This window comes from Massilia pinisoli (genome assembly GCF_024753285.1).
GTDB lineage: Bacteria > Pseudomonadota > Gammaproteobacteria > Burkholderiales > Burkholderiaceae_D > Telluria > Telluria pinisoli.
In genome coordinates this window covers 425,708-442,014 of sequence record NZ_JANUGW010000003.1, presented here as the reverse complement: position 1 = coordinate 442,014, position 16,307 = coordinate 425,708, and the positions used below count along the sequence as shown (strand labels likewise).

Below are 16,307 nucleotides of genomic sequence, written 5' to 3'. Positions count from 1 at the left end.
AATGGAGCGACATGTTTCCCGCACGACCCGACCCATGCACGGCGATGGCGCCGGCGCGATCACGAATTTTGGCACAAATCGTGCTGGCCGTGAACGCGCTATGCCCGCTGTTACTGGTCCCGGTCGCGGCCGCGCAGGACGAGCAAGCGCAAGCGCCGGCCCCAGCCGCCGACGTCGCGCCATCCCGTGCCGTCGACTATGACGTCCGCATCGACGCGCCGCGCCAGTTGCGCGAGCTGATGGAGAATAACCTCGACCTGATGCGCTGGCGCGGCAACCCTCGGCTCGACCGCGAACAGCTGCTGCGCCTCGTGCGCGCGGCGCCCGAGCAGATCAAGACGCTGATCGCCACCGAGGGCTACTACAGCCCGACCGTGTCCGCCGACCTCGACACGTCCGGCACGAAGCCGCTGGTGCTCATCGACGTCGTGCCGGGCGACCCCGTCACCGTCGGCGACGTCGACATCGAGCTGCGCGGCTTCGTCCCGTTCGACAAGGGCAGCGCCCCGATCGACGCGGCCGCGCTGCGCAACCGCTGGACCCTGCCTGTCGGCAAGCGCTTCCGCACGGCCGACTGGGAAGCGGCCAAGCGCGGCCTCGTGCGCCAGATCGCGCAGACGCGCTTCCCGCGCGCACAGCTCCTCGATTCTTCCGCCACCGTCGATCCGGACACGCACCGCGCATTGCTGAAGGTGGTCGTCGACAGCGGCCCGGACGCCCACTTCGGCGGCCTCGAGATCGAGGGCCTGAAACGCTACCCGGCCAGCGTGATCACGAACCTGAACACGATCCGCCCCGGCGACGAATACAGCGAGGCGGCGCTGCAGGCACTGCAGGGCCGCCTGCAGGACACGGGCTATTTCAGCGGCGTCGAAGTGAGCGCCGACATGTCGTCCGTGATCGCGTCGCAGGTGCAGGACCTGAAGGAGAACGAGGCGGCGACGCCGCAGCCGCCGAGCCCACCGGCCGTGCTCCCGGTGCTCGTGCGCGTCACGGAGAACAAGCGCAAGAACGTGGCGCTGGGCCTCGGTTACTCGACCAACACGGGCGCCCGCGCGCAGGCCGAATACGACGACCTGAACGTGTTCGGCAAGCGCATGAAGAGCAACCTGCTGTACGAGCAGAAGCACCAGGCCGCGAAGGCCGAGTTCTACCTGCCGACGACGACGGGCGGCTACAACAACAGCTTCGGCGCCGGCTACGACCGCCTCGACGCCAACGGCCAGATCACGCGCACGACGAGCGTGCACGCCAAGCGCGCGTGGGGCTCGCCGTTGCTGGAAAAGACGCTCACCCTGGAAGCGCTGACCGAACAGGTGACCATCGACGACATGCCGACGACGCGTGTGAATAGTCTGCCGCTGACGTTCTCGATCACGAAGCGCCACCTGGACAGCCTCGTGCAGCCGTCGCGCGGCTACATCGTCAACGCACAGGTCGGCGGCGCCGTGCTGCCCGTCCTGACGGACGAGAAATTCGTGCGCATCTACACGCGCGGCCTCGTCTACAAGCCCGTCGGCGAGGCCGGCACCTTCATCGCGCGCGGCGAATTCGGCGCCGTCGGCTCGAAGGACAAGAACGGCGTGCCCTCGACGTTCCTGTTCCGCGCCGGCGGCGACCAGTCCGTGCGCGGCTACGGCTACCAACAGCTGGGCGTGCCGGTCGGTTCCGCCATCACCGGGGGCCGCTACCTGCTCACCGGCAGCGCCGAATACGATTACTGGTTCAAGCCGCCGTGGGGCGCGGCCGTGTTCTACGACGTCGGCAACGCGGGCGACAATTTCCACGACCTGAAGCCGAAGGTCGGCTACGGCGTCGGCGCGCGCTGGCGCAGTCCGGTCGGCCCGATCAACGTCGACGTCGCGTACGGCAAGGCCGTGCATAAAGTCCGCCTGCACTTCTCACTGGGGTTCACGTTCTGATGGAAGCCGATAAGCAAACGCCCGAGACCCCTGCCGCGGAACACAAGCGCCGCTGGCCGCGCCGCGTCGGCATCGGCGTGGTCGTCGTCGGCGTCGTGCTGGGCGGCGCCGTCTGGTACCTGGGGCGCGAAACCACGTTGCAGATGCTCGCCCAGCGCGTCGCCAACGCCAGCGGCGGCAAGCTGACGTTGGCCGGCGTCTCCGGCTCGCTGTACGGCCACATGCACATCGGCCACGTTGTCTTCCGCACCGAGACATCGGTGACGACGGGCGACGACATCGACATCGACTGGAAGCCCTGGCAATACCTGTCGCGCGGCGTCGAGATCGACAAGCTGTACGCGCGCGTCGTGCGCGTGGAGACGTTGAAGCCTTCCGAGGAACCGGCGACGATGCCCACGCACCTCGCGCCGCCCTTCCAGATCGCGGTCGAGGATGCGCGCCTCGCAAAAGCCATCTTCGTGAACAAGGGCGCGGCGACGGAAATCGACGACATCCGCGCGCGCCTGCACGGCGACAAGGTGCAGTGGAAGCTCGACCACGCGTCGGCGACCACGCCGTGGGGCCAGGTCGCGGCCAAGGGTACGATCGCCAACACGCTGCCGTACAAGCTGGATGCGGATGCGAGCCTGACGCAGTCGCAGCCGGCCGCGCCCGCGCAGGCCGGTGCCGGCGAATCCGTCACGCCGGCGTCGCTGGGCGCGCAGCTGACCTTGCACGCGGGCGGCGACCTGCAGAAGACCGTCGTCGACGCCACCGGCAAGGCCGCGCGCGCGCAAGGCAAGGCGCAACTGGTGCTGGCGCCGTTCGCCGACATCCCGCTGCAAGCCTTCACGCTCGACGCGCACAATATCGACCCGGGCTTCTTCAGCCCCACCCTGCCGAGCGCGGACTTGAACCTGGCCGTGGCCGTCCATCTCGACGCCAACCGCAACATCGCGGGCACCGTCGACCTGGCGAACGACGGCGCCGTCGGCACGCTGGACCAGCAACGCCTGCCGCTGCGCGCGATGCGCGGGCGGCTGGGCGGTAATCTGTCGGCGATGCGCATCACGGACGTGCTGATCGACGTCGGCGACGCCGGCCGCTTCACCGGGAGCGGCAGCGTGCAGCGCGGCCCCCACGAGCAAGGGCTCGGCACCGCGGCGTTCGCGCTGCACACGGATCGCTTCGACCTGCATCGCGTCTACGGCAGCATGAAGCCGACGAAGATCGCGGGCGACGTCAAGGTGGCGAACACGAAGGACGTGCAGACGCTGGACGTGAACCTGCTCGATGCCGGCATGCGCCTCGCCGCGCAGGCCGCGCTGGCCGGCAACGAGCTGACGGTGCGCGACGCGCGCCTGTCTGCGGGCAGGAGCAGCGTGCGCGTGACGGGTCGCGCGAGCCTGAAGGACAACAAGCCGTTCAAGGCGAACGCCGTCGCCAGCCATTTCAACCCCGCGGACTTCGGCACGTTCCCGCAGGCCGACATCAATGCCGACATCAACGCGGCCGGCGCGCTGGCGCCGCAGTGGAAGGTCACCGCTGACTTCGCCGTGCGCGACAGCCGCCTGTTCGGCCAGCCGCTGGCCGGCCGCGGCAAGGTCGATGCGGACGCCACGCACGTGCACGATGTCGACGCCACCCTGGCGCTGGGCCAGAACACGGTCGACCTGCGCGGCGCGTTCGGCAAGCCGGGCGAACAGTTGGCGTGGAAGGTCGACGGCAAGCAGTTGTCCGCGCTGCGCGGCGACCTCTATGGCGCCGTGCTCGCGAGCGGCGTCGTCACGGGCACCATGCAGGCGCCGCGCACGACGTTCGACATCGACGCCCGCAACCTCGGCTGGGTGGCGCGCGAACGCAAGAACGACAACGGATCCGTACACGCGAGCGGCGAGGCGTGGCTGGCCGGCGCCGCCGGCGCGCGCGTCGTCGAAGTCAAGGCAAAGGGCGACATGCAGCGCCTGAACCCGGCCGCCTTCGGCTCGCCGCTGGCCGGCAGCATCAACGGCGGGTTCACGGCGAGCGGTCACACGGGCGCGAACATGGGTGGCGCCATCGACCTCGCGCTGCAGGATTCCACGTTGTCGAAATCGCCCCTGTGGGGCCATGCGAAGCTCGCCGCGGACAAGCACCGCGTGTCGAATGCCGACGTCGACCTGCACCTGGGCGGCAACGTCGTCGCGGCGACCGGCGCGTTCGGCAGCGGGCGCGACACGCTGAACTGGCGCATCGACGCGCCGCAGCTTGCCGCGCTCGGTCCCGACTTCGGCGGCGCGCTGCGCGGTGCCGGCACCTTGTCCGGCACGATGGAGACGCCGTCGCTGACGGCATCCCTCGACGGCCAGAACATCCGTGCGATGGGCACGCTGTCGGTGCGCGCATTGAAGGCGACGGCGAACCTGGGCGCGGGCCGCGGCGCCGCCGATCCGCTCGCGCTGGACGTGGCCGTCACGGACTATGTGGGCTCGAAGACGGACAAGCAGGGCAACGTCAGCGAGACGAAAATCGCGTCGGCCCATCTGACCTCCACGGGCACGCGCGGCGCGCACACGATCCGCGCGGCCGCGCGTGGCGACACGTTCGACGCGTCGCTGGCCGTGCACGGCGGCCTCACGGGCAATGCGTGGAACGGCACCGTCGACGCGCTGCAGAACGGCGGCCGCTACGCGCTGGCGCTCGTCGCACCGACGCCGCTGCGCATTGCCGGCGCGCCCGGCACGGGCCTTGCTGGACTGATGAAACCGGAGCAGATCGCGTTCAACGGCGCGACGTTCAAGCTGGCGGAGGGTACGGTGACGGTGGACTCCCTGGTCAAGACCGGCCCGCGCTGGACGACGCGCGGCAGCGCCAGCGGCGTCTCGATCAGCTACCTCGGACAGGCGTCGCAGGCGGTGGCCGACAACCTGCGCGGCGACCTGACCCTCGGCGCGCAATGGGCGATCGACCTGCGCGCACCCGCCGTGCCGGGCGCCGTGCCGCAGCTGGCCGGCAGCGTGCACGTGTTCCGCGAAAAGGGCGACCTGATCGCGGGCGACGTCGCGCCGATCGCGCTGGGCCTGCGCCAGCTCGACGTGCGCGCGGACGTCGCGGGCGGCGCGCTGCGCACTCAGGTCGCGCTGGACGGCACGCGCATCGGCACGGCGCGCGTCGATGCGACGGCGCAGCTGCTGCACGGCCGCGTCGACAACGACAGTCCTCTGAAGCTGACGGCGAACGCGAATCTTTCCTCGCTGGCATGGGTGTCGCCGCTGCTCGGCCAGCCGGGCCTGGAAGTGGACGGCGCGCTGCGCCTCGCCATCAACGGCACGGGCACCGTCGGCGCACCCACGTTGAACGGCAGCGTCGACGGCGACGGCCTCGCCGTGCGCTGGCCGGACCAGGGCGTCCGCCTGCGCAACGGCCAGTTGCGCGCGCAGCTCGCCGGCGACCAGCTGCAATTGCAGCGCCTCACCCTGGAAGGCAACAGCGGACGCGCGACGGCGGAGGGCTTCGTGCGCTTCGCCGGCGGGGAGGCGACGATGAACCTGAAACTCGTGGCGGACAAGCTGGAAGCGCTGTCGCGTCCCGACCGCACCGTGATCCTGAGCGGCCAGGCCAGCGTCGTGCGCGACGCGACGCAGTTCAAGGTCGAGGGCAACTTCAAGGCCGACCGCGCGCTCGTCGAACTGGCGCCGCAGGACCGGCCCACGATCTCGGACGACGTGATCGTGCTGGGCCGCGGCAAGACGGCCGCCACGCAATCGAAGAAACAGCCGGCGGTGCCCCTGACGATCGACCTGACGGCCGACCTGGGCGACGACTTCCACCTGCGCGGCATGGGCGCCGACGCCTATCTCGCGGGCACCGTGCGCATGCAGAAAACGGGCGACCGTCCACCGCGCATCAACGGCACCGTCAACACCGTGAGCGGCACGTATGCAGCGTACGGCCAGCACCTCGTGATCGAGCGCGGCGTCATCACGTTCAGCGGCCCGTACGACAATCCATCGCTGGACATCCTCGCCGTGCGCAAGGCCCCGGGCGGCGACCAGTTGAGCACGACGAACGTCGAGGCGGGCGTGCAGGTGCGCGGCTCGGCGCTGTCGCCGACGGCGAAGCTGGTGTCGACGCCGAACGTGTCGGACAGCGACAAGCTGTCGTGGCTCGTGCTGGGCCACGGCATGGAAGCGACGACGGGCAACGAGGCCGACGTGCTGAGCGCGGCCGCGGGCGCCCTCCTCGGCGGCAAGGGCGGCACGGGCGGCATCACGAGCAAGCTGGCGAATTCGCTGGGCGTGGACGAGCTGGGCGTGCGCCAGGGCGCGGGACAGGCGTCGGGGCTGGAGAATACGGTGGTCACGGTCGGCAAGCGCATCTCGTCGCGCCTGTACCTGAGCTTCGAACAGGGCGCGGCCACGGCATCGAGCGTCGTACGCGTGCGTTACAAGATCAATCCGCGCATCACGTTGCAGCTGCAGACCGGTACCAATACGGCGCTGGACGTGCTGTACTCGTGGGCGTTCGATTGACGGGTGCCGGCCGGACGCGGGGGCGTTCGATTGACGACACCGTAGGGTGGACGGCTCGCCGTCCACGCGTTCAACGGTCACCGGCACAGACGCGTCAAATCGTCCGTCACGTATCGACGCGTGGACGGGAGACCCGTCCACCCTACGGCTCGGTCAACGTAGGGTGGGCTCCCCGAGCCCACCATGATTTTCACGCGGCCGAGGTTTTCGCGCGCTTCGGCTTGGCCTTCGCGGCCGCATTGAGGTCGGCCGCCGCGCGGATCAAGGCGCGGAATGCGTCGGCGTCCAACTCCTCGCCTTCGTGGATGTCGATGGCGCGGCGAGCATTGCCGTCCAGGCTGGAGTTGAACAGGCCGGCAGGATCGTCCAGCGACGCGCCCTTGAGGAACGTGAGCTTCACGTGCGACTTGTACGATTCGCCCGTGCACAGGATGCCCTGGCTGTTCCACACGGGGGTGCCCATCCACTTCCACTCTTCCACGACGCCCGGCACGGCTTCGTGGATCAGCGCGCGCACCCGGGCGAGTGCCGCGCCGCGCCAGTCGCCCAGGTCGGCGATGCGGCGGTCGATCAGAGCGGATGCGGGCAAGTCCGCGGACGCATTCTCCTGCTTCATGTGGCCTCCAGTCGTTCAGTCGTCGAGCTTCGCCAGCACCTCGTCGAGGGCGGTCGTGAATTTGTTCCAGCCATACTTCGCACCATTGTAGGCCGCATCCTGGCCCGGCTGGAAGCCCGTCTGCTCCACTTTCAAATGCGTGCCCGCGCCCGCCGGGGTCAAGGTCCAGGTGACGACGCTGTCGAGGCCCATCGCGGCCCAGGTGTACGACAGCGACCGGTTCGGCTCGATTTCCAGGACTTCGCAATCGACGGAGCCCCAGTCGCCGCTGAGCTTGAAACGGTGGTGCAGCGCGGGCACGAAGTCATTCTTCATCAGCCAGGCCTCGATCAGGTGCGGCTGGGTGAGCGCGCGCCAGATCTTTTCCGGCGGATGCGCGAATTCGCGTTCGACGGTGACGGTGCGCGTTTGGAGCGAGGTATCGTTCATTGGTCCATCCTTTTCAAAAGGTCTTCCAGGTCGTCGAGCCGGCTCTCCCAGAACCGGGCCATTTCGGTCGTCCAATCGGTCAGCGGCGCGAGCGCGCCCGGCTGTGCGGTGTAATGCGTCTGGCGTCCTGCATGCCGATCGCGCACGAGCCCCGCCTGTTTCAGCAAGCCCAGGTGCTTGGACACGGCCGGCTGCGAGATGCCGGCCCGGGCCGTGAGGGCCCCGACCGTCTGCTCGCCGTCGCGGCACAGCGATTCGAAGATGGCGCGCCGCGTGGGGTCGCCGAGTGTCCGGAAAAGAATGTCTTGAGCGTCTGTCATGGCAATTAATAACCGTCTGGCTATGAATTTAATCATAACCATCCGGTTATCAGTCGTCAAGCGTTTTTACGATGCCGTGCGCAGCAGCACCGCGCCGCTCGTGCGCCCCTGCTCCAGCGCCGCATGCGCCTCGGCCGCGCGCGCCAGCGGCAACTCCAGCCCGACCGGCACCCGCAGCCCCGCCGCCAGCCGGTCCAGCGCGGCCTGCGCGCCTTCGCGGTACAGTGCGAGGTCCGTCATGAACTGCATCACGCTGGGGCGCGCGAACGCGATCTGGCGCGGCCTGCCGAGCTGCATCAGGTCGATCGGCTCGACACTGCCGCCGGCCTGGCCGACGCTGGCCGCCATGCCGTACGGGCGCACGGCGTCGAACGTGCGCAGCAAGGTGGCGCCGCCGATGCCGTCGATCGCATAGTCGACGCCGCGCCCGCCGCTGAACTCGCGCGCGGCCGCCACGAAGTCCTCGTCGCGATACAGCACGACGCGTTCGGCGCCGTGCGCCAGCGCCAGCGCCGCCTTGTCGCGGTTGCCGGCGGTGCCGATCACGCGCGCCCCGAGCGCGCTCGCCCACTGCGTCAGGACGAGTCCGAGCCCGCCGGCGGCTGCGTGCACGAGCACCGTGTCGCCGGGGCGGAGCTCACGCACGTGCGCGAACAGCATGTGCGCCGTGACGGCACGCAGCAGGCCGCCCGCGACGGCATCCAGCGCGACGCCGTCCGGCACGGCGACGAGGCGTTCCACCGGCACGTTGCGCACGGCCGCATAGCCGCCCATCAGGCCCGTGTACGCGACGCGCCGGCCCGGCGCGAAACCGGTGACGCCGGGCCCGACCGCCTCGACGATCCCCGCCCCCTCGACACCGAGCGTGGCCGGCAGCTGCGCCAGCGGGTACGTGCCGTTGCGGTAATAGACGTCCACGAAATTCACGCCGGCCGCCACCTGGCGCACGCGCACTTCTCCGGCCGCGGGCGGCGCGAGGGCGACCCGTTCCGCTTCCAGTTCACCGGCACCGCCCTGGCGGTGGATGCGTACCTGTTCGATCGATTCGTCCATGATTCCTCCTGATGGTTGAGACTCCATGGTAGATTGATCGAAAATCGCCCGAAATCCCAAAAACTCGTCACTTATCGTGCAAAAATCCATAGGTCAACCGGAGGCCGCCGCCTTCGACTGGGACGACATCCGCTACTTCGTCGAACTGGCGCGCCAGGGCAAGCTGAGTGCGACGGCACGCGTGCTCGGCGTGGAACACTCGACCGTCGCGCGCCGCATCGGCATGCTGGAAACCCGGCTGGGCGTGCGCCTGTTCGACCGCCTGCCCAAGCGCTGGGTGCTGACTGTGGATGGCGAGGAATTGCTGGCCCAGGCGCGCAAGGTCGAGGACGAGGCGCTCGCCTTCGCGCGCGCCGGCGCGGGCGCGGCGACCTTGCGGGGCGTCGTGCGGCTGTCCGCGCCGCCGACCTTCGCCAACGTCTTCCTCGTGCCTCGGCTCGCGTCCGCGCGGGCGCGCTGGCCCGCGATCACGCTGGAGATCATTGGCGAGGTCCGCCAGGCCGACCTGTACCGGGGCGAGGCCGACCTCGCGCTGCGCATGTCGCGTCCGGACCAGGGCGGTCTCGCGGCGCGGCCGTTGGCGCAGACCGGCTACGGCCTGTATGCGGCGCCGGGCTGGTTCGAGCGTCCCGCAGAGGCATGGGAATTCATCGGCTACGGCGAGGCGATGAAGGAGACCCCGCAGCAGGCATGGCTGGCAAAGTTCGTGGCCGGGCGGCCGTATGCGTTCTGGACCAACGACGCGGCCGCGATGCTGGCGGCGTGCCGCGCGGGGCTCGGCGTCGCCGTGCTGCCGCACTTCCTCGGCCGCGGCGACCCGTCACTCGTGCTGCACCCGGACTACGCCCAGGTGCTGAGCCGCCCGCTGTGGCTGGCCGTCCATCCGGACGTGCGCCGCTCGCCGCGCGTGACGGTGATGGCGGAACTGCTGGCCGAGGTGTTGCAGGCGCACGCGGCCTGGCTGGCCTAGTGCAACGTTATGCTGGGATTGGGGTCGGTCGGCGGTTCGTCGTTCTGCGGTGTGCGGATCGGCGGCTGGTGCGGATCGGAATTCTCGAACGGGTCGGGCGGCGCCTCTTCGATGGGTGCCGGATCGGGCGCGCGGTGGGCATGGCGCCGAATCGCCTGCTCTGCGCTCAGGTGCTGGATCATGGGTGGGACTCCTGCGGACGATGCCAAAACATTACCATGGCCGGCGGTTTGCCGACGCGCGCCTGGATTACAATGGCGGATTCGACAGAAAGAACCACGAGGAAACCAATGTTGCCGACTCCCGTCGTTGCTGCCGTGCTCGCCCCGCTCGTGCTGTGGCGCATGTACAGCCGCATCAAGCGCCTGACGACCCGCCAACGCTCCAGGACGTGGCGCCACCGCACGACCCTCGTGTTCTTCCCGCTGCTGATCGTCCTGCTCACCGTCCTCAGCATCCAGACGAACCCGTTCGCCCTCGTGGGCCTCGCGGCCGGGCTGCCCGTCGGTGCGATCCTGGGCCGCATCGCGACCGGCAAGACGCGCTTCGAACAGGTCGGCGATGAGTTCTTCTTCACGCCGCACGCGCCGATCGGCATGGCCGTCGCGCTGCTGTTCATGGCCCGCATGGCGTGGCGCGCGTACGAGTTCTACGCGCTGGGCTCGTTCGCGCACCGCGAGTTCGTATCGAGCCCGCTGACCCTCGTCATCTTCGGCGTCCTGGCCGGCTATTACATGACCTACGCCTTCGGCCTGCTCGTTTGGCGCAAGCGCACCGCCTGAGTTTTTATCGCACGAGTTTTATCGAATGAGCCTGACCACCCTCGCCCTGATCGCCCTCGTCCCGCTGCTCGTGTGGCGCATCTATTCGCGCCTGAAGCAGCAGATGACGCGCCAGCGCTCCATCATGTCGCGCCACTACACGGGCCTGTTCGTGTTCGCCGTCATGCTCCTGATCCCCGCGTCGGAACTGGGCGACCGCCCGTTCCAGCTGGCCGCGCTGGCCGGCGGCGCCATCGCGGGCATCGCGCTGGGCACGTATGGCCTGCGCCGCACGCGCTTCGAGGACACGCCGGAAGGCTACTTCTTCACGCCGCCGTCGCGCATGGGCATCCTCGTCGCCATGCTGCTGGTGGCGCGCGTGATCTACCTCGGCATCGAGATCTACATGAACCAGGGCAGCAACAAACCGAACCCGCGCTTCACGGACAGCCCCGTCACGATGCTGTGCCTCGGGATCACGGCCGCGTATTTCGCCACCTTCTCCGCGAGCTTCATGCGCTGGCGCCAGCGCAAGCGCAAGGAAATCGGCGAGATCTGACCCGACCGCGGATGAAAAAAAACCGGCGTTTGCGAACGCCGGTTTTTTTATGCCATCGTGAAGCCCACGTTTACGCCGCCTTCTCCGCCTCGCCCTCGCGCCGCCGCTGCAGCACGAAGATCGGTTGGGCCCACTGCACGTCCTTCTTCTTCTTGCTCGTGATGAGCGTGAGGTCGGACGGATCGTAGACGTCCGTGTTGTGCGTCAGCGGCGTCGTCATCAGGTATTGCGCGTCGGTGTTCTTCAGGAACTCGCCGACCAGCTGGATGTTGCGGATGTCCAGGTGGGCGAACGGTTCGTCGATGAACACGAAGCCGCCGGAGCCTTCTTCCGATTTCAACAGGCCGATGAGCAGCACGAGCGACTTCATGACCTGCTGGCCGCCGGACGCCTCGCCGTCGTTCATGCCGATCTGGCCCTTGCCGTCGAACTTGAAACGCACGTGGAGGCCGGCCTGCGCCAGCTGCACGTCGTCGTTCTCCAGGCGCACCGGGTCCACCGAGACGTCGATGTTCGCCAGCTCGCCCAGTTCGCGGATGTTCTTCGAATAGGTCTTGATCGTGTAGCGCAGGCGCTCGATATAGGCCCCGCGCGCATTGTCCGTCGCCTCGATCGCGCGGTTGTTCTGGTAGCGGCGCTCCTCCGTCTCCACCTGGCGGCCGGACAGCTGGTCGTTCAGGCGCGCGTACTGGTCGATGACGGTCGGGTCCTGCTCCCAGTCGCCGCGCGCGAGCGACGCATCGAGGGAATTCATGCGCAGCTTGACCTGGTGCGCGTTCTGGTGCGTCGCGACGAGCGTCGCGCGCTGCTGCGCGCTGCGCCACGACTTCGGCACGTGGCGCCACGAGCGGCGCAACGTGAGCAGCTCGCGCGCATGCTCGCTCCGCTGCTCGATCACGCGGCGGTTGTTCAGGCGCATGCCCGCTTCCGCTTCCGACAGCGCCATGCGGGCGTTCTGCCAGACGGTGTCCGCGCGCGTGCGCGTGACGGTCGCGTTCTTGATCAGGACTTGCAGCTCACCCAGGCGCGCGCCGACCTGCAGGCGCTCGGCCTTCAACGGCTCCAGCGCGCGCGTAGCTTCCTCGAATTCCGCCTGGCGCGCCGAGAGCTCCTTCGCCGCGTCCACACCCGCGATGCGTACGCGCAGCGCGGACACTTCGGCCGCCAGCTTGCTGATCGCGAGCGTCAACGTGTCTTCCTGCGCTTCCAGCGACGGCAGCGCCTTCTGGATGGCTTCCAGGCGCTGCGTCTTGCCGGCCGCGCCGAAGCGATAGCGCGACGGTTCGACGAACAGCGAGCGGCCGCCGCGGCGTTCGCGGTGGTAGGCGTCCGGCGTGATCCATTCGTCGGCATCGCTCTTGAAGCCGGCGTCGACGGACTCCACGCGCTCGATGCGTTCCAGCTGGTCGATCAGCCAGGACGGCGCCTTCGAGCTGAAACGCACGACGGACAGCAAGGTATCGTCCTTGACGACCGGCGCGTCGACGCAGTCGGGCACGATGAAGTGGCGGTAGCGCTCCTTCTCCGCGAGCTTGTACGCGGCCGGCGCATCCTTCGCGCGCTCCAGCAGCACGACGGACGCATAACCACCGAGCACACCCTCGACGGCGCCCTGCCACTTCGGGTCCGTCACTTCGACGATGTCCGACAGCATGGCGTGCGGGATGCCAGCATCGCGCAGCGCGCGGCGCATCTGGCGCTGGGCTTCCGGCTCGGGCATCGTCGTCTTGCCCTGCAGCGCGGAGATCGTCGCCAGCTCGCCCGCGATGCGCGTGGCCAGCGCTTCGCGCTCGGCCTTCTTCTTCGCGAGTTCCGCCTCTTTCGCTTCCAGCTGGGTCGCCACTTCCGCGATGTCGGCACCGGCGTCCGCCGCCAGTTTATTCAGGCGTTCCTTCTGTTCGAGCAGGCTTTCCAGCGGCTTGAGTTTCGCGTTCACCTGCGTCAGGCGGCTCGCGAGCTCGTTCGCTTCCTGTTCGAGTTTCACTTCCTGCTGCTGCGCTTCCGTCAGCGCGCGCTGCTGCGCGGCGAGCGCGTTGCGCTTCTCGGACAGGAGGCCGTCCGCCTGCATCAGCGGCTTCTTCGCCTCGCGCAGCGCGCGGCTGACGTTCGCGGCCTTTTCGCGCGCCTCGTGGTACTCGAGGCTCGGCAGCACTTCCTCGACGAGGGCGCGGCGTTCCTTGTTCAGGTCTTCCCACTGGTGGTAGTTCGCCACCCGCAGGCGCAGGCCTTCCAGGTTGATGCGCGACGTTTCCAGCTCGGCCTCGAAGCGCTTCAGCTCCGACTCGGTGTCGCGCTGGTGGCGCTTCGCCTCGTCGTACGCATCCAGCACTTCCTTGTCGCCGAACACCTGGAACACGAGGTCCAGCAACTGGCGCGGCGCGTATTCGCACAGCTTGTCGGTCTCGCCCTGCTCCAGTGCCAGCACCTTCGACATCGCCGGCGACAGGCCCGCCGAGGCGAGGCGCTTGCGGTAGTTCTCGACGCCGAGCCAGTCCGTCGCTTCCGTCACTTCCTCGATCTGGATGTTCCCGGGTCGCATCAGGTACTGGCGCTTCCAGTCGCCGCCGTTCTTCTGCACCTGGCAGAACAAGGTGACTTCGTCGTCGCTGAAAAAGCCGGAATGGCGGAACGGCCGGTTCGACAGCTGGCGGCCGACCGGTTTGTTGTCGACGACGGCGCGCAGCCAGGCGCTTTGCTGGCCCGAGTGGCGCGCGTAGTGCTTGTACGTGCGGCCCATCGAGCAATCGAGGCCGAACAGGGTGCGCAGCGCGTCCAGCAACGTCGTCTTGCCGGAGCCGTTCTGGCCCGCGATGGTGATGATCTTGGCGTCGAGTGGGATGTTCTTGATGCGCTGCCAGTAGTCCCAGTGGACCAGCTCGAGGGATTTAATGTGGAACATGCGGGTCTCTTAAGCTTGGGGCGTGTCGGTGTCGGCGGCCGTGTCGACGGGTTCCGTCGGCTCGTCGTTCGCGGCTTCGCTGACGTGGCGGCGCGGCGCTGCGGCCAGCGGGGCGCGCTTGAACACGTCGGCCAGCGCGCCGTTGATGATGCGTTCCTTCAGCACGTCGGTGTCCATCAGCAGGTCCAGCAGCGGACCTTCGAGGATCACGTCGCCGCGGCGCTCGATGAAGCCGAGCTTCGACAGCAGGCCCAGGTTCATGTCCATCCGGGTCTTCTTGCCCAGCTTCTCGCCGAAGTCGGCGAGAAGCGCCGTGTACGAGATGCCGATCGACGTGTCTTCCGCACGCGGGATCGGATTGTCCTTGTCGAACATGTCGGACTGGTCGACGTCGATGGCCTGGTGGGTTTCCTGGCGCTGGCGCTTGGGCAGGATGATCTGCGCCCACAGCACGACGAGCAGCGCCACGCCGTCGCGCGTGAGGCCGAAATTATTGTTCTGCCAGATGTCCTTGGCGCCGAAGATCTTCGGCTCGACGTTGCGGTGCAGGGCCAGCGTGACGTGGTCCGCGTACACGTTGTCGAGGAGTTTCAGGCCGCATTCGAGCAGGCGCTTGTCGATCTCGGCGCGGAACAGGTCGTCGGACAGCGCGCGCTTGACTATCTTGTCGTCGCGGCGCAGGGTCTGGTGCGTGAGCAGGCGCGCGATCAGGATTTGGGCGTCGTCATTCATCTTGCGTGTTGCTTTCCGGGGTGCTCGGTAGATCGAGATTCAGTGAGAGGGTCGCGCGCGAGATGGCCGCGATGTGCGGGTCGTCCAGCGCGATCATTTCGTCGGCCGAGTCGAAGCGCACGGGCAGGCGCGCCAGTTCGGCCGTCGGGCCCTGCAAATTCGCCTCGGCCGGATCGCCCAGCAGGGGCAGCAGAGAAGCGCGGTACGACGCGACGGCGAAGCTGGCCGGCAGCAGCGATTCCTGGATCGCCACGCTGCGCGGCGCGCCTTCGGCCATCACGGGGAAGTTGTCCAGGTTGGCGAAATCGGACAGGCGCTTGATCCAGTCGTCCAGCTCCGCCTGCATGGCGGGGTTGTCGTTGATGGTCATCGCCGCGTCCTCGCCGCTCGGCAGGCCCGTCGGCGCGACAGCCGCCACGCGCTCCATCATCAGTTCCGTTTCGGCGACGTCGATCATTTCGGCCGGCGTCGTGAACAGCGGGACGACAGGGCGGTCGATCGCGTCCTCGGCGAGGCTCGCGAGGTCGTCGTGCGCCAGCAGCCAGCGCTTGATGTCCGTCGTCGACAGGCCCGACTGGCCCAGGTGCACGCGCTGGCGCTCGATCTGGTTCAGCGCGCGCGAGAACATGCCCTGCATGTTGAGCAGCTGCGATTGCGCGCGGCCGATCGCCTGCGCCGCGCGGTGCGTGGCCGAATCGGCGCGCTCGTCGGACGTGATGGCGCGCAGGATCACGGAGCCCTTCTCCACCCAGTCGCACGCCATGTGCCACTTGGCCTGCGACGCGCGCAGGCGGAATTCGGAGCCGGATGCGATCGCGTCGCGGAATTCCTCGTGCAGCTCGACGAGGCGGCCCAGTAGATGCTTCAGCTGCTCCACAGTGACGCCGCCGACGGCTTGCGCGCCCGCCACCTGCGACAGCAGGAAGCCCATCTCGGCCTCGTCCTCTTCCGGCTTGCCCAGCGCGAGCAGGGTGTCGAGGGCGGCCAGCACGTTGCGCGCCAGCGGCGTGATGCGGTAGACGGCGGCCGGGTTGTCCCACGCGAGCAGGCCGTGGCTGCGCAGGCGGCCCAGCACCGTCTCCAGGCTTTCCGGGATCAGGTAGGCGAATTTCTGGTTGATGTCGGCGCGCGAGAACGCGGAATCCATCGCGTCGGACGCGAGTTCGCGCAGCACGAGCAGGCGCACGATCACGCCGTCCTGCGAGCCGTGGAACAGCGCCGTGAACGCCTGCAGCATCGGCTGCGCGCGCTTGAGGTGATATACATGCTCGATCTCGTCCGGCGCCACTCCGTCCTGGAAGTGCGTCTGCAGCGGGTCGACAGCAGCGGCTGCCGTCTCATCTAGCGCTGGGGATTGGAGGTCGGCGGCGGTTGCTGCCAGGTTGTCGATCATCGTAAGGCTTACCAGTCTGCTGTCGCGCGCGGCACATTGACGCCGGCGGGCGCGGGGGCGTCAGTATAACAGTTAAGGCTTGGCAACTTATACGGAACACCCGCGCACGGTTCCCGACTGGCGAATATGCAACGGAATCGAATCGCCGCTTGACTTGCCA

Annotated in this window: 13 protein-coding genes; 5 read left to right on the top strand and 8 right to left on the bottom strand. The window is 68.4% G+C overall.

Translation table 11 applies throughout. From position 1 onward, the window contains the following. The first annotated feature begins 11 nt into the window (after positions 1–11). Positions 12–1,922: an autotransporter assembly complex protein TamA gene (locus NX784_RS06135; protein WP_258815780.1), complete on the top strand. Its 1,911-nt coding sequence runs from the start codon at positions 12–14 to the stop codon at positions 1,920–1,922. Then, on the top strand, positions 1,922–6,415 hold the full coding sequence (locus tag NX784_RS06130; protein WP_258815779.1) for a translocation/assembly module TamB domain-containing protein: 4,494 nt from the start codon (positions 1,922–1,924) through the stop codon (positions 6,413–6,415). The genes NX784_RS06135 and NX784_RS06130 overlap by 1 nt, the downstream gene beginning before the upstream one ends. A 190-nt stretch (positions 6,416–6,605) precedes the next feature. Here NX784_RS06130 and NX784_RS06125 read toward each other — a convergent pair whose 3' ends face one another. The 4 genes from NX784_RS06125 to NX784_RS06110 all read right to left on the bottom strand — a co-directional run bounded on the left by NX784_RS06125 (position 6,606) and on the right by NX784_RS06110 (position 8,833). Further along, positions 6,606–7,031 (bottom strand): DUF1801 domain-containing protein, encoded by a 426-nt coding sequence (locus NX784_RS06125; protein ID WP_258815778.1) that lies wholly within the window; start codon positions 7,029–7,031, stop codon positions 6,606–6,608. A 15-nt stretch (positions 7,032–7,046) separates the two neighbouring features. Further along, on the bottom strand, positions 7,047–7,460 hold the full coding sequence (locus NX784_RS06120; protein ID WP_258815777.1) for an SRPBCC family protein: 414 nt from the start codon (positions 7,458–7,460) through the stop codon (positions 7,047–7,049). Beyond that, positions 7,457–7,780, bottom strand: a complete 324-nt coding sequence (locus tag NX784_RS06115) for an ArsR/SmtB family transcription factor (protein WP_258815814.1) — start codon at positions 7,778–7,780, stop codon at positions 7,457–7,459. Before NX784_RS06115 ends, NX784_RS06120 begins: the two co-directional genes overlap by 4 nt. A gap of 66 nt (positions 7,781–7,846) precedes the next feature. After that, the gene (locus NX784_RS06110) at positions 7,847–8,833 is read right to left on the bottom strand and encodes a quinone oxidoreductase family protein (protein ID WP_258815776.1); all 987 of its coding nucleotides are present in this window, start codon (positions 8,831–8,833) and stop codon (positions 7,847–7,849) included. 76 nt (positions 8,834–8,909) lie between these two features. Between NX784_RS06110 and NX784_RS06105 the strand changes: the two genes are divergently transcribed. Further along, positions 8,910–9,803, top strand: a complete 894-nt coding sequence (locus tag NX784_RS06105) for a LysR family transcriptional regulator (RefSeq protein WP_258815775.1) — start codon at positions 8,910–8,912, stop codon at positions 9,801–9,803. Here the strand turns inward: NX784_RS06105 and NX784_RS06100 are convergent. Next, complete coding sequence (locus tag NX784_RS06100) at positions 9,800–9,985, bottom strand: hypothetical protein (protein WP_258815774.1); 186 nt, start codon at positions 9,983–9,985, stop codon at positions 9,800–9,802. The genes NX784_RS06105 and NX784_RS06100 overlap by 4 nt on opposite strands. Before the next feature lie 108 nt (positions 9,986–10,093). Here NX784_RS06100 and NX784_RS06095 point away from each other — a divergent pair, with 108 nt between their 5' ends. Continuing rightward, a complete protein-coding gene (locus NX784_RS06095) occupies positions 10,094–10,585 on the top strand; it encodes a CcdC protein domain-containing protein (protein WP_258815773.1) in 492 nt (163 codons plus the stop codon). A 25-nt stretch (positions 10,586–10,610) separates the two neighbouring features. Next, positions 10,611–11,123, top strand: a complete 513-nt coding sequence (locus NX784_RS06090) for a CcdC protein domain-containing protein (RefSeq protein WP_258815772.1) — start codon at positions 10,611–10,613, stop codon at positions 11,121–11,123. 70 nt (positions 11,124–11,193) lie between these two features. Here NX784_RS06090 and NX784_RS06085 read toward each other — a convergent pair whose 3' ends face one another. The 3 genes from NX784_RS06085 to NX784_RS06075 are packed head-to-tail and all read right to left on the bottom strand — an operon-like array spanning position 11,194 to position 16,147. Beyond that, positions 11,194–14,022, bottom strand: coding sequence for an ATP-binding protein (locus tag NX784_RS06085; protein ID WP_258815771.1), 2,829 nt, complete (start codon positions 14,020–14,022; stop codon positions 11,194–11,196). Positions 14,023–14,031: 9 nt separating this feature from the next. Further along, positions 14,032–14,754 (bottom strand): hypothetical protein, encoded by a 723-nt coding sequence (locus NX784_RS06080; protein ID WP_258815770.1) that lies wholly within the window; start codon positions 14,752–14,754, stop codon positions 14,032–14,034. Further along, positions 14,747–16,147 carry a hypothetical protein gene (locus NX784_RS06075; RefSeq protein WP_258815769.1) on the bottom strand — a complete coding sequence of 467 codons (1,401 nt, stop codon included), beginning with the start codon at positions 16,145–16,147 and terminating at the stop codon, positions 14,747–14,749. Before NX784_RS06075 ends, NX784_RS06080 begins: the two co-directional genes overlap by 8 nt. Between the last annotated feature and the right edge of the window lie 160 nt (positions 16,148–16,307).

Excerpts from the sequence above, each read along its gene's own strand:
- NX784_RS06135 (WP_258815780.1), top strand. The coding sequence starts at position 12 with ATGTTTCCCGCACGACCCGACCCATGCACGGCGATGGCGCCGGCGCGA.
- NX784_RS06130 (WP_258815779.1), top strand. The coding sequence starts at position 1,922 with ATGGAAGCCGATAAGCAAACGCCCGAGACCCCTGCCGCGGAACACAAG.
- NX784_RS06125 (WP_258815778.1), bottom strand. The coding sequence starts at position 7,031 with ATGAAGCAGGAGAATGCGTCCGCGGACTTGCCCGCATCCGCTCTGATC.
- NX784_RS06120 (WP_258815777.1), bottom strand. The coding sequence starts at position 7,460 with ATGAACGATACCTCGCTCCAAACGCGCACCGTCACCGTCGAACGCGAA.
- NX784_RS06115 (WP_258815814.1), bottom strand. The coding sequence starts at position 7,780 with ATGACAGACGCTCAAGACATTCTTTTCCGGACACTCGGCGACCCCACG.
- NX784_RS06110 (WP_258815776.1), bottom strand. The coding sequence starts at position 8,833 with ATGGACGAATCGATCGAACAGGTACGCATCCACCGCCAGGGCGGTGCC.
- NX784_RS06100 (WP_258815774.1), bottom strand. The coding sequence starts at position 9,985 with ATGATCCAGCACCTGAGCGCAGAGCAGGCGATTCGGCGCCATGCCCAC.
- NX784_RS06095 (WP_258815773.1), top strand. The coding sequence starts at position 10,094 with ATGTTGCCGACTCCCGTCGTTGCTGCCGTGCTCGCCCCGCTCGTGCTG.
- NX784_RS06090 (WP_258815772.1), top strand. The coding sequence starts at position 10,611 with ATGAGCCTGACCACCCTCGCCCTGATCGCCCTCGTCCCGCTGCTCGTG.
- NX784_RS06085 (WP_258815771.1), bottom strand. The coding sequence starts at position 14,022 with ATGTTCCACATTAAATCCCTCGAGCTGGTCCACTGGGACTACTGGCAG.
- NX784_RS06080 (WP_258815770.1), bottom strand. The coding sequence starts at position 14,754 with ATGAATGACGACGCCCAAATCCTGATCGCGCGCCTGCTCACGCACCAG.
- NX784_RS06075 (WP_258815769.1), bottom strand. The coding sequence starts at position 16,147 with ATGATCGACAACCTGGCAGCAACCGCCGCCGACCTCCAATCCCCAGCG.